We start from the raw sequence: 13,717 nt of genomic DNA, 5'->3' as shown, positions 1-13,717 counted from the left end.
CAGCTCATGCTCGACACCCAGGTGAGTTCGTCCGCCGAGGCGGACACCCCGGCGGACCTCGCTGACAGCGAGGCCCGCCGGGCCACCGGGCCCCTGTCGCCGCCCCGTAGCCCCGTGCGGACGCGGGGCGGCGTGTGGGGCGCCCGCGCCGAGATCGCGCTCCTCGTCGGGCCGGCGCTCCTCGTCTTCCTCGCCTTCGTGATCTTCCCGATCGTCATGGCGGCGTACTACGGCTTCTTCAGCTGGGCGGGGTACGGGGTCCCCACCGACTTCGTCGGCTTCCGGAACTACCTCACGATCCTTCAGGACCCCACATTCCACGACGCCGTGCGGCACAACGCGATCATCGTCGTGCTGTCGCTCGTGCTCCAGGGACCGATCGCGATCCTGCTCGCGCTCCTGCTCAACCAGAAGCTGCGCGGCCAATCGATCATCCGCGTGCTCATCTTCGTGCCCTATGTGATCTCCGAGGTCGTCGTCGGCACCGGCTGGAGTCTCATGCTTCAGACGAACGGCGCCGTAAACGGTCTCCTCGAGAAGCTCGGGCTCGGGTCCTTCACCCAGGACTGGCTGTCGAACCCCGACATCGCCATCTGGACCCTCATGACGATCATCACGTGGAAGTACATCGGCTTCGCGGTGATCCTCTTCCTCGCGGGACTCCAGGGCATCCCGGAGGAGCTGTCCGAGGCCGCGGCCATCGACGGTGCCTCCTACTGGCAGATCCAGCGGTCGATCACCCTGCCGCTACTCGGTCCCACGCTGCGCATCTGGGCGTTCCTGTCCATCATCGGCGCCCTCCAGCTCTTCGACCTCGTCTACATCATCTGGGGCCAGTACGTCTCCTCGACGGCGGGCACGTCGACGATGGCGACCTACCTCGTCACGAACGGGCGCAACGCCGGAAACTACGGCTTCGGCAACGCCGTCGCGGTCGTGCTGTTCCTCATCTCCCTCGTCGTCGCCCTGATCTACCAGCGCTACGTGCTGCGCCGCGACACCGATGGCGCCCTCACGGGAAAGGCCGGACGATGACCGCCTCACTGCAGACCGTCAACATCCCCGGCGTCCGGCCTCGCGGTCCCCGGTCGAGCAGCCCGCCCGTGCGTCGCGGCGTCGGTCGCCCCCTCGGCTACGCGGCCGCCGTGATCGTCATCATCGCGATGCTCGCTCCCGTCGCCTTCATCGTCATCGGCGGCTTCCGGTCGAACTCCGAGATCACGACGGATCCGGTCGGCTGGCCCTCCGTGTGGAACATCGGCAACTACATCGACGTCCTCACCGGCGGGATCTTCTGGCGAGAGGTGCTGAACTCGACGATCGCGGGAGTCGCCACGACGGCGGGTGTCGTCGTGCTCGGCCTCATGGCGAGCTACGTCCTCGCCCGCTACCGCTTCCGCGGACGCGGTGCGCTCTACGCGGTCTTCGCCGCCGGACTCATGTTCCCCATGACCGTCGCGATCACGCCCCTCTACATCCTCGTGAAGAACCTCGGGCTCATGAACTCGCTCGGCGGCGTCATCCTGCCGCAGATCGCGTTCGCCCTGCCGACGACGATCATCATCCTCGTGCCGTTCCTCCGGGCGATCCCCGACGAGATCCAGGAGGCCGCCTTCATCGACGGCTGCAGCCGGCTCGGCTTCTTCTGGCGCATGGTCGTGCCGCTCGCGATGCCGGGCGTCATCACCGTGGGCATCCTCGCCTTCATCGCGAGCTGGAACAGCTACCTGCTGCCGCTCTTCATCCTCAACAACGAGGCGACGTTCACCTTGCCGCTCGGAGTGCAGGCGTTCTCGTCCCAGTACTCCGTCGACACCGCGAAGGTCCTCGCCTTCACGTCGCTGTCGATGATCCCGGCGCTGCTGTTCTTCGCCTTCTTCGAACGCCGCATCGTCGGCGGACTCACCGGGGCGGTCAAGGGTTGACCGCCGAAAGGACCGTCTCCGTGACCGACGTCATGCCCACCAACCAGACCACCAGTCAGACCACCAGCCAAGCGACGAGCCCGTCAGCAGGCGGCGGCGAGGTGCGCGTCGACACGCGAGGCGGCACGTCGGGGCCCTCCGTCTCGGAGCGCGTGCGCGAGCTCCTCGATCGGATGACGCTCGAGGAGAAGATCGCTCAACTCGTCGGGTTCTGGGTCGACCAGGGCGACGAGGTCGTCGCGCCGCTCGCGGGCGAGATGGCGACGAGCGCCCGATACGATGACTTCACGCGTGACGGTCTCGGCCAGCTCACCCGCGTCTATGGCACGCGGCCCGTCGCCCCGGCGGAACGCGCGGCCTGGCTCTGGGGCGAGCAGCGGCGGCTCGTGAACGAGACCCGCCTCGGCATCCCCGCGCTCGTGCACGAGGAGTGCCTCACGGGTCTCGCCGCCTGGCAGGCGGCGACGTTCCCGACGCCGCTCGCGTGGGGCGCCTCGTTCGACCCCGACCTCGTCGAGGAGATGTCCCGGCTCATCGGCCGCTCGATGCATGAGCTCGGGGTGCACCAGGGCCTCGCACCGGTGCTCGACGTCATCCGCGATCCCCGGTGGGGTCGTGTCGACGAGTGTATCGCCGAGGACCCCTACGTCGTCGGCACCATCGGCACGGCCTACGTCCGCGGTCTCCAGGCCGAGGGGGTGCACGCGACCCTCAAGCACTTCGTCGGGTACTCGGCATCTCAAGCGGGACGCAACCACGCGCCCGTCCACGCCGGACCGCGCGAGATCGCCGACGTGCTGCTCCCACCGTTCGAGATGGCGGTCTTCGACGGCGGCGTGCGTTCGGTCATGAATTCGTACGCCGAGATCGACGGTGTCCCCGTCGGCGCCGATCCCACCTACCTCACGGACGTGCTCCGCGAGCGGTGGGGCTTCGACGGCGTCGTCGTGTCCGACTACTTCTCCGTCGCGTTCCTCCAGCTGATGCACGCCGTCGCGGCGACGCCGGGCGAGGCGGCCGCGCTCGCGCTCGGTGCGGGGATCGACGTCGAGTTGCCGACCGGTGACGCGTACCTCGAGCTCGCGGCCCTCATTCGCGCCCGAGTCGTCGACGAGGCGCTCGTCGACCGTGCCGTTCTGCGTGTGCTCGACCAGAAGGAGGACCTCGGTCTCCTCGACGAGACGTTCGACGACGCGCCGACGGAGATCGACCTCGACTCCGCGGAGCACCGGGCCGTCGCGCGGCGACTGGCTGAGGAGTCGATCGTGCTGCTCGCGAACGACGGCGTCCTTCCGCTCGCTGCTGCCGACGGAGCTGCCGTCGGAGCTGTGAGCTCCGCCGGAACCCCGTCACGAGTGGCCGTGATCGGTCCGAACGCGGACTCGCCGGAAGCGCTCATGGGCTGCTATTCGTTCGTCAATCACGTACTCGCCCATCACCCGGGGGTCGAGCCCGGCATCGCGCTTCCGACGGTGCTCGAGTCGCTGCAGGACGAGTTGGCGGGTGCGGTCGTCTCGCACGCCGTCGGCTGCGCGGTCGAGGGAGACGACCGCTCGGGCTTCTCTGAAGCCCAGGATGTCGCTCGGGACGCCGATGTCGCCGTCGTGGTCGTCGGGGACCGCGCCGGACTCTTCGGGCGCGGCACTGTGGGAGAGGGCAACGACGTCGAATCGCTCGAACTCCCGGGTGTGCAGCGCGAGCTCGTGGAGGCGATCCAGGCGACCGGCACACCGGTCGTGCTCGTCCTCCTCACCGGCCGGCCGTATGCGATCGGGTGGGCTCTCGACGCCGCCGACGCTCCGGCCGCCGTCGTGCAGGCTTTCTTCCCGGGGGAGGAGGGTGGACGGGCGCTCGCGGGGATCCTCGCCGGTCGCGTGCACCCGAGCGGACGGCTCCCGGTCTCGTTGCCCCGGTCGGCGGGAGCGCAGCCCTTCTCGTATCTGCACCCGATCCTCGGGGGATCGTCCGAGATCACGAGCGCGGACACGACTCCGGTGCGGCCGTTCGGGTTCGGCCTCGGCTACACGCGCTTCGAGCACAGCGACCTCGCGGTCGACGGCGACATCGTGGCCGGAGGGTCGTTCTCCGCGACGGTGCGGGTCCGGAACGTCGGCGAGCACGCGGGAGCGGACATCGTCCAGCTCTATGCGCGCGACGTCGTCGCCTCCGTCACGCGGCCCGTCGCTCAACTGGTCGGCTACGCCCGCGTCGCGCTGCAGCCCGGTGAGGAGGCCGTGGTGCGGTTCACGGTTCCGACCAGCCGGTTCGCGTTCACCGGCCGGCGCGGCGCGCGGATCGTCGAACCCGGAGTCGTCGAGCTCTGGGTCGGGCCGTCGAGCGCCGACAAGGAGACGACGGCGTCGATCGAGATCACCGGCGACGAGTACACCGTCTCGACCGCCGACGCCCGCATCGTCCGCGTCGACGTCAATGTCGCCAATACCGATGCCGATGCCGATGCCGATACCGAGCGCCCCGTGGAGTCTACCCGCGTGCGCTGACCATCCCGCTGTCGGCTTGCGAGCCGGTCAGGGGGCACTGAGCCTGTCGGGGTGGTGCGCCTCGACAGGCTCAGTGGTTGGGGCGAACCCACAGGCGCTCAGGCGCGCGGGTCGACGATCGCCTTGAGCGTCTCGGGGGCGGTCGCGGCGTCGAGGGCCGCCTCGACATCGGCGAGACCGAAGCGGCCCGTCACGAGTGAATCGAGGTCGACGCGGCCCGTGGAGGCGAGTTTGATCGCGAGCGGCCACGTGTTGGCATAACGGAACACACCCGTGACCACGAGCTCGCGTCCCTGGATGCGGGAGACCGGCAGGGCGACCTCGTCGGCTCCCATCCCGACGAGCACGACGCGACCCGCCGGCGCGACGGCCATGATCCCCGCGCGAACGGCCGGGGCGGCGCCGGACGCATCGATGAAGGCGTCGACGTCGAGCTCGAGGGTCGCAATGTCCTCGGCACGAGGATCGATCGTCCGTGTCGCTCCGAAACGTTCCGCCTGCTCGCGACGCTCCGCGACGACGTCGCTCACGATGATCTCGGTCGCGCCGAACGCGGCCGCGACCTGGGCCACGACGATCCCGATCGGTCCGGCCCCCGCGATGAGGACGCGCGAACCGGGGCCGACGCCCGCCTTCTGGTTCGACCAGATGCCGACCGAGAGGGGCTCGCAGAGCGCCGCCGCCTCGAGGCTCATCGAGTCGGGGATGCGGAAGGCGAAGTCGGACTGGATGGCGACGAACTCGGCGAAGGCGCCGTCGATCGGCGGGGTCGCGTAGAACTCCATGTTGACGCACAGGTTGTAGCGGCCGTGCTTGCACTGCGAACAGACGCGGCAGGCGCGCTGCGGTTCGATCGAGACGCGCTCGCCGATCCGCGACGAGGGCACGTCCTCTCCGACGTCGACGATGATGCCCGCCGCCTCGTGGCCGAGGATGAGTGGCTCGTCGACGACGAAGTCACCGATGCGTCCCTCATGGAAGTAGTGCACGTCGGATCCGCAGACGCCGACCGCCGCCACCTGGACGATGACCTGGTCACGGTCGGGAACGGGGCGGTCGAGGTCGCGCATGACGACCGATCCTGCCTCGAGGAGCACGCTGGCTCGCATGGTCGACGCCGACGCCGGCGCCGACGACGGTGACGGCGTCGAGGCGGAGGACGACGCGGTTGGCGAGTCGGCGGGCGCAGCGGGGACGTCGGCCCCCCGGTCGCTGAGGGGTGCGGGATCGTGGGACATCGTGAGGCTCCGTTCTCGAGCGCTGCGAGCCGCGCTCTTCGGTTACTGTAGGGGCGTCGAGTCGCAACATGTGAAGATCTCGATCGCGAGGCGGCGCTCACGAGTCTCGGCCGCGTGGGTCGCTTCGGGTGACGGGACACCGTCCGTTCACCGGCGCCGTCGATCATGAGGAGATCGACGCATAAAGGACCGGGACCATGTGGGATGTCTTCACCGCGCTCTCTGCACTCTCCGTCGCGATCGAGGACGCCGTGACGGAGAGTGTCGGGCTGCCCTACGTCCTCGTCATCGTCGCTGCGTTGTGCATGGTCGACGCCGTGTTCCCCGTTGTCCCGAGCGAGTCCGTGCTCATCGCCGTCGCGACGGTGTCGACGTCCGCCGCGGTCGCGACGTCGCCCGCCGCGCCCGTCATCTCCGCGGACGCCTCCGTGACTGCCCCCGCGATCGGCCCGCCCCTGTGGGCACTCGTGCTGGTGGCCGCGCTCGCCGCATGGATCGGCGACCACCTGGTCTTCCACCTGGGTCGTCGGATCGGACCCCGGCGGCGGGCGTGGCTGCGGCGACCGCGGGTCGTGCGCGGCATGGCGTGGGCGACCCGCGCCCTCGCCCGCCGCGGTGGGCTCTACATCGTGACGGGCCGGTTCATCCCGGGCGGCCGGGTCGCCGTCAACTTCGTCGCGGGATCGACGCGGTACCCGCCTGGCCGCTTCGCGATCACGGCGGGTGTCGCCGCGATCGTGTGGGCGTCGTACTCCGTCGGCATCGGGGTGTTCTTCGGGGCCGTGTTCGACGGGCAGCCGCTCCTCGCGATGTTCGCCGGGATCGTCGTCGCGCTCGTCGCAGGGATCGTGCTCGATGCGGTGTTCGGTCGACGCGAACGTCGACGGGACGGGACGACGACGGACGAGCTGAGGGGCTGAGGACCCGAGCGGCTGTCGAGCTGCGGTGCTGAGGGGCTGACCACCGCGTCCGACCTCAGTCGCGGCGCGCCGGGCGCATCGTCTCACGCGCACGCGCGGCGAACCGCAGGGCGGTGTCCGAGATCGTCGACTGCATCACGCGGACGGCGCTCATCGCGGCGACGTCCGCCGGGCGGGCGAGGCTGATCGTGCGGGTGAGCCGGGGGTCGGCGAGGCGGACGGACCGGAGTCCCGGCCGGTCGATGAGGACCATCACGGGCACGATCGCGACGCCGAGTCCGCGCTCGACGAACCGCAGCACGGCGTCCATCTCGGCGCCCTCGAGCACGACCTCCGGGTGCAGGCCGGCCGCCTCGAAGGCGGCGTCGGCCATGCCACGCAGGTCGTACGAGGAGCTGAAGACGACCTGCGGCAATGCAGCGACCGCGGCGAGATCGATCGTGTCGCCCGTCGCGAGCGCGTCCCGCCGCGGAGGAGATCACCACCCGCTCCTCGACGAGCAACGGCGTGACCGAGAAGCGCTGGGCCGACCGCTCGTCCGACGTGGTGACGAGCGCCAGGTCGAGCTCGCCGCTCGCGAGCTCGTCGAGCCGCCGCCGCGATCCGTGCTCCGAGAGGTACAGCTCGATCGCGGGGTGATCGGCGTGGAACGCGCTGAGCACCTCCGCGACGAGGCTGATACAGAGCGTCGGCGTCGCCCCGAGGCGCACCCGGCCGCGCTCGAGTCCGGCGAGTTCGGCGAGTTCGCGACGGACCGAGCCCGCGTCCGCGAGCATGCGGCGGGCGAGCGGGAGCAGGGACTCCCCGGCGGTCGTGAGGCTGCTCGCGCCGCGGGCGCGGTGGAAGAGCTGCGAGCCGAGATCCTGTTCGAGGGCGGCGATCTGGCGACTGAGGGACGGTTGCGCGAGGTGGAGCTCGTCGGCCGCGCGAGTGAAGTTGCCGAGACGCGCGACCGCGACGAAACCGTGGAGTTGCTCGAGGTTCACTTTCATGGCGTATTCGCATTGCAGCAACCCGCAGCATGCATTGGAGTAATCGCGGGAGGTTCCCGCGTTGGGGCATGTCCGCTTCCGACTCGTCCGCTTCCGACTCGTCCGCTTCCCGTCCGCCGTCCGCCTCAGCACCCACCCCTCGTGCCGCCCGTGTCCCCAAAGGATGACAGCGCGCGGACGGGGTTCTTCACATTGCTCGTAGATCTTCTGGGCCGGGTCGGGGCACGATGGGTACAGGATGACGATGAGGGGGACCGGATGAGCGTGCGTCCGACGCTGCGGATTTCGCCGGCCGAGCAGATCGGGGCCGTCCGCGTGGAACGGGTGCCGCTGTGAGCGCGCGTCCCGCTCCGGCGTACCCGGGCATGGTGTTCGGCTACCGCTGGATCGATCCGCGGATCACCGTCGTGCACCGCGAGGACGGACAACGCGAGGTCGTCTACGGCAACGTGCACGTCCCGCGCCACGAACAGCGGGCGTGGGCGTTCGCGGCGGTGCGGCTCGACCGCATGATGCCGCACATCGTGCTCGAGAACCTCCGCGGCGGTGGGCTGATCGCCTGCAGCGTGGGTCTGCCCGACGGGAGGCGGCTGCGCCTCGAGGGTGATTTCAACCGGACTTTCGCCCTCCACGTCGCGGAGGGCTACGAGACAGACGCGCTGTATCTGTTCACGCCGGACCTGATGGAGCGCGTGCTCACCATCCCCGCGAAGCTGGACCTGGATATCGAGATCGTCGACGACTGGCTGCTGATCTATTCGGCGATCCCGATCGTCTCCCTCGAGGCGGCGAGGGGTGTCCCCATCCGCGAGACGAGCGTCCTGCCGGCCCTCGAGGAGCTTGTCGCCCAGCTGATGCCGAAGATCGGGGCCTGGGGTCGTTGGAGCGACCACCGCGAGCCGGATGCTGGCGCGGTCTCGCCGGCGGGCCGGCGCATGCCGCGGCCGCGGGGCCGATTCGACTACGTCGTCCACGTGCTGTTCTGGGGCGGGCTCGCGGGCTTGTTCTGGCTGTGGTGGTCGCTGAACTGACGATCCGGATGGGCGGCCCTGCCCCGGCTGGGAGGACGAGGAGGCGGCCTACGCCAACGAGGTGCGCAGCACGCACGACGTCCCGTTCGGCAATGCCGCGCTGTTGCGCAACGACCTGGGCAACGCGGCGGCCGGGCTTCCCGCGGAGCTGCGTGGGTGGATCCACTCCTCGGTCGAGATCCGGGTGGTCGATGTCCCGCTCGTGGTGACAGGATCGTTCTATGACGTTCGGGCCAGGCGGAGCGACCATCGACCGGTTCATCGATTGGCTGGGCAGCAGATCCGCCGAGCAACTGGAACGAGCTCTCCGGCTTCTTCCTCGCCCTCGCCCCGCCGACGTCAAGGCCGCGCAGCGGCAACTGCTGGTCGTCAGGACTTCGGCCGCCGCGAACCAGTCGCTCAACAAGTCTCTGCGGGACATGTGGTCTCAGTCGGATGCCCGTGACGTGCTGGGTGCCGACTTCATCGTGTTCGCCGACGCCGTCGAGCTCGCCGGGCGAGCGGTTCTCGTGCGTCACCGCCTGGCTCCCGAGACGTTCGATCTCATCGTGCGGCCGTTTCGGGATGCCGGATTCGATTTCGATCAGGAGGCCTGAGCCGATGGTGACTATCGCGCGTTTCGAGCCGTCGGTTCCGATCTCCGAGCCGCGAGGTTCCGCGCGAGAGCCTCTACATTCCGTCCAGCACCGGATGGTGCGGTCGCGGTGTCCGCATGGTGCCGACTGAGCGCTCGCGGTCGCGGCACCGGGATGACCGTCCCGGTGACGGCACCCCGACCGAACGTGGAGATCCGCTTCATCGATGTCCGAATCTGATGCAAGGATCGAGACTGTGACATTCGGTGCGCGCGGTGCGCAGATCGACCGCTTCGTGGGCTGGCTCCGGGGGCTCGAGGTCGGCGACCTGCAACGAGTCGTCGCCGTGATTCCGGTTCCCCGTCCGGCCCATATCAAGGACGCTCAGCGCACGCTCGATTCGGTCAAGGTCTCGGCGGCGCAGAATCAGTCCCTCAACAAGGCTCTCCGTGACCTGTGGGCCGAGTCGGGAGCGCGCGATGCGTTCGACGACGCCGGTCTGTTCCTTCGTCTCGCGACCAACACATCCATGGCGGGCCAGGCGATCCTGGTTCGCGACCGCCTGGCTCCGGAGACGTTCGATCTCATCGTGCGGCCGTTCCGGGATGCCGGATTCGATTTCGATCAGGAGGCCTGACAGTCGATGGCGATTTCCACCGTGCTGGGGCTGGCACCGACCGCGGTGGTGCTGTTCTCCACGGCGCTCGCCGACCTCGTCATCTGGAACGATGGCGCGTTCCTGGTCGCGAAGTTCCCCGGGGCGGTGGAGTAGCGGCAACGCCGATGCGCTGCAGGCCGACCTGGCCGCAGCACTGGACGGCATCCCCCGCTGACCTCGCACAGTGGGTGCACCCGTCGATCGAGATCCACCTCATCGATGTCCGTCCGTGATGACAGGATCGGTTCTATGACGGAAGATGCGAGGCGCGCAGTTGCCAACCGTTTGATCAGCTGGATGGAGAGCACCGCCGACGATGTCGCCAGCATCAACGGGCGTCGTCCTCGCCCGCGTCCTCCTGAGCTGAAAGCTGCTCAGGACGCGTTGCTGAAGACTCGCGCGCCGGCTGCGCAGAAGCAAGCGATCACCAAGGCGACTCGGGATATGTGGGCTCGGTCCGGGATTCGCGAGGCACTTGGATCCGATCCCGAGTTCATGGGGTTCTCGAGTGCGTTCAACATGGCCGCGCACGCGGTCCTCGTGCGTCACCGGCTCGAGCCGCAGACGTTCGATCTCATCGTGCAGCCGTTCCGGGATGCCGGGTTCGATTTCGATCAGGAGGCCTGAGCCGATGCTGACGTTCACCCGTTTCGAGCCGGCGGCTCCGATCTCCGAGGACGCGATCGCCCGGTTCGCGCCGAACGCTCCCGAGGGGGCGGCGGAGATGTGGCGCCACTACGGCACGGGGGTCGTCGGGGATGGCTTCGTGCGGGTCGTCGACCCCGCGCGGGGCGCGCAGATGACCGAGGGAGTGCTGGGGCTGGCACCGACCGCGGTGGTGCTGTTCTCCACGGCGCTCGCCGACCTCGTCATCTGGAACGAGGGCGCGTTCCTGGTCGCGAAGTTCCGCTGGGGTGTCGTTCAGTACACGGACCGCGCTGTGACGCTCGAGCAGTTCACGCAGTGGCTGCAGGACGAGCAGCGGCTCGACGAGGCGTTCGAGCGGCAGCCGTACCCTGCGGCGGCCGCTCGCGATGGCGTTCCCGCCGTCGAGCAGTGCTTCGGGTTCGTCCCCCTGCTCGCGGTCGGCGGTGGCAACTCCGCCGACCACCTGCAGAAGATGGGGCTCTGGGAGCACATCGCGCTGATCGTGCAGCTCGCCGGTCCGCCGAAGGTCACGGGCCTCCTGGTGCCCCCGACCGAGCCGCAGGGCGACGCGACGGTTGGCCAGGCCCCGGCATCGGACGGAGGCCTGGTCGTGGGAGAGGGACGCCCGACTCCCGACCAGCAGCGCCTGATCGACATCGGCGTGGACTACTGGCGACGCATGATCCCGGCGGACGCACCGCTCGGCTACACGCTGCTGCCGGAAGACGACGGCGTCGTCGTCTCGTACGCCGTTCGCGGCGGTGGACGGATCTACGTCGCGACGGACGGATCGGCCCTGTTCACGTACTCGTCGGCACCGCCGCACGAGGCGCTCGAGGTGTTTCGCTCGGGCCGCCGCACGCCGCCGGAGCACTTCCGGCCGGCCGATGGCACGCGCCGCTGACCCCGCCGATCACTGCCTCCCGAGGATGCCGAACCGATCGACATGGAAATGAACGAGTCGCCGATACTGGCCGAGGCGCATCTGCGCACCGAGATGGCGGGCGCGCTCGTGGAAGCTGCGCCCGCCGCGTGGCGCGAGCTGCGGTACATCGCCGCGAGCGTCGGGGGCGTGACGGACGTCCAGGCGTCGGTCGTCTTCGATGACGAGCGTGTGGAGCCTCTCGATGCTCCGGGTTGTGTCTCCTTGCTGCGCTCGAAGCTGCGCACGGCGGTGTACGAGCCGGGCAAGGGCACGTGGTTCTCGATGACGCTGACGGTGACTCGCGATGGTCGGGCGGAGGCGACGTACGCCTACGACGAGGAGCCGTGGTCGCACGTGCCGATCGTCTCGTCGGCGTGGTTGGCCGATCAGGAGAAGTTCCCTCGTGACTCGGAGCATCGTCCCGCGTGGCTGCAGCGGAAGCTGGCCGGGGCGGGCCACTCGGACCCGCCCCGCTGAGGAACTGCACGAGCTGTGCGCGATCGAGCCGGCGCTCATCGGGATCGGGGACCTGCCGGTGGGGTCCGACCTGCAGCTGGTGCACGACGAGCTCGGCATCCGGGTCGTCGACACGGCGACGGGCCGCGAGGTTCCGCGCGAGAGCCTCTACGTTCCGCCCCAGCACCGGTCAGAGCGCCCGGAATCGGCGCACGGCCCCCTCTGACGGAGCAGAAGGCCCGCTCCTCGATCGCGATCGAGGAGCGGGCCTTCCGGGTGCTTCTGTGATGGGCGACTACTCCACGCGGGCCGTCTCGACGCGGCTCGCGCGGCGGTTGGCCACGATGAGCGCCGCGCCAGCGACGAGGAGCAGGGCCGCGAGGCCGAGGAAGCCCGTCGACTCGCTACCCGTGACCGCGAGGCCTTCGCCGTCGCCGGCATCCGCGCCGGCACCCGGGCCGGCGCCCGGTCCGTCGGCTGCTACCGCTGCGACGAGCGAGAAGGAGACCTCGTTGGACGGCTCCGAGATCGGGAAGCCGGACTCGGCGTCGTCGATGAGGATGGCGGCCGCGGTGTACTCGTCGGGCTCGAGAGCGAGGGTGACGCTCCACGTGCCGTCCTCGGCCACGACGATCGGGTCCTCGGGGTCGGCCGGCTCGGCAGCCGCGGCGACCCGCGAGTTCGCGGCGACGAGTTCATCGGCGAGGTCCTCCTCGAGCTCCTCAAGGAGTTCCGTCGGGATGACGAGGAGCAGGACGTTCGCGCCCGGCTCCCCGGTTCCGGTGAAGGTCACCTGGTCGCCCACGACCGTCTCGTCCTGCTCCGGGCTCGTGATCGTCGGGGCGTCGACGAGCTCGTAGGGGAGGAAGAAGTACGTGTAGGCGTCGCCGTTCGGCTCACCCTCCGTGGTCTGCGTCGCGTAGACGTCCTGGATGAAGAAGGCATCCGCCGGGTAGGTGACGGTCGCGCTCCACTCGCCGTCGACGACGAGGATGGGGGAGTCGACGAGCAGCGGCACGTCAGTGGCGGCGTCGACGAGCTCGACGATCGAACCGCTCGTACCGGTGCCCGAGATCACGACGTCGAAGGAGGTGAGCTCCTCGCCCTCCGTCGGCGTGATGATCGCGAACTCGACGTTCTCGCCATCGCCCGGAACGGGTTCGACGGCTGCGGGGAGCTCGAAGGCCACCGTCTGGATGCCGGTCGCCTCGCCGTCGACGGTCTGCGTGACCGTCGCGGTCTGAGCGACGGGCGCGTCGTCCGCGTACGTGACGGTCGTGCTCCATGCGCCGTCGACGACGACGATGTCCTCTGCGAGGACGGTGGCCATGGCGTCGACGATCGTGACCGTGGCCCCGTCGGTTCCGGTGCCCTCGAAGAGGACGGCACGGGACTCGAGGGCCGTTCCGGCGGGGGCGGTCACGGAGAACTCGACCTCGGTCGGTGGGACGGCGGCCGGAAGTGTGAAGCTCACCGGAGTCTCGCCATCCGCCACCCCGGCGGTGGTCTGCACGACGGTCACGTTCTGCGCGACGTCAGCGTCGTCGGCGAACGTCGCCGTGACGCTCCACGCACCGGCGTCGACCGTCACGGGATCCGTGCCGGGGAGAACGGCGCCGCCGGCGTCGACGACGGTGATGACGGAGTCCTCGGTGCCGGCGCCGGCGAACAGGACGGTGCGGGATTCGAGGGTCGCGCCGGGAGCCGGGGAGGTCACGACGAGGTCGGCCGGCGCCGCGGCGGCGGGGCCCGCGGCGATGAGGGCGCTTCCGAGAGCGAGCGAGAGGACGGCGGGCAGCGCGAGGGCTTTCCGCCAGGACAGGGGTCGAGGCACGGGCATCTCCAAGG

The 13,717-nt window shown here is 69.7% G+C and carries 15 protein-coding genes and 1 pseudogene; 12 read left to right on the top strand and 4 right to left on the bottom strand.

Features of this window, described 5'->3' with window-relative positions:
- Positions 1 to 6 precede the first annotated feature (6 nt).
- From ELQ92_RS14290 to ELQ92_RS14280, 3 genes are read left to right on the top strand one after another with little or no spacing between them, the layout of a single operon-like run.
- The gene (locus ELQ92_RS14290; RefSeq protein WP_128500002.1) at positions 7 to 1,035 is read left to right on the top strand and encodes a carbohydrate ABC transporter permease; all 1,029 of its coding nucleotides are present in this window, start codon (positions 7 to 9) and stop codon (positions 1,033 to 1,035) included.
- Entirely contained in the window at positions 1,032 to 1,925 is an 894-nt protein-coding gene (locus ELQ92_RS14285) for a carbohydrate ABC transporter permease (RefSeq protein WP_128500001.1), read from the top strand. Before ELQ92_RS14290 ends, ELQ92_RS14285 begins: the two co-directional genes overlap by 4 nt.
- Before the next feature lie 32 nt (positions 1,926 to 1,957).
- Positions 1,958 to 4,426, top strand: coding sequence for a beta-xylosidase/alpha-l-arabinosidase (locus tag ELQ92_RS14280; protein ID WP_128500064.1), 2,469 nt, complete (start codon positions 1,958 to 1,960; stop codon positions 4,424 to 4,426).
- Positions 4,427 to 4,524: 98 nt separating this feature from the next.
- Here ELQ92_RS14280 and ELQ92_RS14275 read toward each other — a convergent pair whose 3' ends face one another.
- Positions 4,525 to 5,535 carry an NAD(P)-dependent alcohol dehydrogenase gene (locus tag ELQ92_RS14275; protein ID WP_128500063.1) on the bottom strand — a complete coding sequence of 337 codons (1,011 nt, stop codon included), beginning with the start codon at positions 5,533 to 5,535 and terminating at the stop codon, positions 4,525 to 4,527.
- Between the two features lie 326 nt (positions 5,536 to 5,861).
- On the opposite strand from ELQ92_RS14275, the gene ELQ92_RS14270 reads away from it, so the two are divergent.
- The gene (locus ELQ92_RS14270) at positions 5,862 to 6,584 is read left to right on the top strand and encodes a DedA family protein (RefSeq protein ID WP_128500000.1); all 723 of its coding nucleotides are present in this window, start codon (positions 5,862 to 5,864) and stop codon (positions 6,582 to 6,584) included.
- A gap of 55 nt (positions 6,585 to 6,639) precedes the next feature.
- On the opposite strand, the gene ELQ92_RS16765 is transcribed toward ELQ92_RS14270, so the two are convergent.
- Together ELQ92_RS16765 and ELQ92_RS16760 are read right to left on the bottom strand one after the other, a co-directional pair.
- Positions 6,640 to 6,999 carry a LysR substrate-binding domain-containing protein gene (locus ELQ92_RS16765; protein WP_341811552.1) on the bottom strand — a complete coding sequence of 120 codons (360 nt, stop codon included), beginning with the start codon at positions 6,997 to 6,999 and terminating at the stop codon, positions 6,640 to 6,642.
- Between the two features lie 112 nt (positions 7,000 to 7,111).
- Positions 7,112 to 7,576, bottom strand: a pseudogene (locus ELQ92_RS16760) (LysR family transcriptional regulator); the annotation flags it as partial.
- Positions 7,577 to 7,908: 332 nt separating this feature from the next.
- On the opposite strand from ELQ92_RS16760, the gene ELQ92_RS14260 reads away from it, so the two are divergent.
- From ELQ92_RS14260 to ELQ92_RS14230, 8 genes are all read left to right on the top strand, one after another.
- The gene (locus tag ELQ92_RS14260; RefSeq protein WP_128499999.1) at positions 7,909 to 8,607 is read left to right on the top strand and encodes a hypothetical protein; all 699 of its coding nucleotides are present in this window, start codon (positions 7,909 to 7,911) and stop codon (positions 8,605 to 8,607) included.
- 221 nt (positions 8,608 to 8,828) lie between these two features.
- Entirely contained in the window at positions 8,829 to 9,203 is a 375-nt protein-coding gene (locus ELQ92_RS14255) for a hypothetical protein (protein ID WP_128499998.1), read from the top strand.
- A gap of 235 nt (positions 9,204 to 9,438) precedes the next feature.
- Positions 9,439 to 9,819, top strand: coding sequence for a hypothetical protein (locus tag ELQ92_RS14250; RefSeq protein WP_128499997.1), 381 nt, complete (start codon positions 9,439 to 9,441; stop codon positions 9,817 to 9,819).
- Positions 9,820 to 9,825: 6 nt separating this feature from the next.
- Complete coding sequence (locus ELQ92_RS16735; protein ID WP_279432174.1) at positions 9,826 to 9,954, top strand: hypothetical protein; 129 nt, start codon at positions 9,826 to 9,828, stop codon at positions 9,952 to 9,954.
- A gap of 135 nt (positions 9,955 to 10,089) precedes the next feature.
- Entirely contained in the window at positions 10,090 to 10,467 is a 378-nt protein-coding gene (locus tag ELQ92_RS14245) for a hypothetical protein (protein WP_128499996.1), read from the top strand.
- Between the two features lie 4 nt (positions 10,468 to 10,471).
- A complete protein-coding gene (locus tag ELQ92_RS14240; RefSeq protein WP_166426804.1) occupies positions 10,472 to 11,392 on the top strand; it encodes a T6SS immunity protein Tdi1 domain-containing protein in 921 nt (306 codons plus the stop codon).
- 42 nt (positions 11,393 to 11,434) lie between these two features.
- Positions 11,435 to 11,890 (top strand): hypothetical protein, encoded by a 456-nt coding sequence (locus tag ELQ92_RS14235; protein WP_128499994.1) that lies wholly within the window; start codon positions 11,435 to 11,437, stop codon positions 11,888 to 11,890.
- On the top strand, positions 11,817 to 12,095 hold the full coding sequence (locus ELQ92_RS14230; protein WP_208004402.1) for a hypothetical protein: 279 nt from the start codon (positions 11,817 to 11,819) through the stop codon (positions 12,093 to 12,095). Before ELQ92_RS14235 ends, ELQ92_RS14230 begins: the two co-directional genes overlap by 74 nt.
- Positions 12,096 to 12,164: 69 nt before the next feature.
- Here ELQ92_RS14230 and ELQ92_RS14225 read toward each other — a convergent pair whose 3' ends face one another.
- The gene (locus ELQ92_RS14225; RefSeq protein ID WP_128499993.1) at positions 12,165 to 13,703 is read right to left on the bottom strand and encodes a hypothetical protein; all 1,539 of its coding nucleotides are present in this window, start codon (positions 13,701 to 13,703) and stop codon (positions 12,165 to 12,167) included.
- Positions 13,704 to 13,717: the final 14 nt, after the last annotated feature.

The organism is Labedella populi (assembly GCF_004078655.1).
GTDB lineage: Bacteria > Actinomycetota > Actinomycetes > Actinomycetales > Microbacteriaceae > Labedella > Labedella populi.
This window is presented reverse-complemented; position numbering and strand designations above follow the sequence as displayed.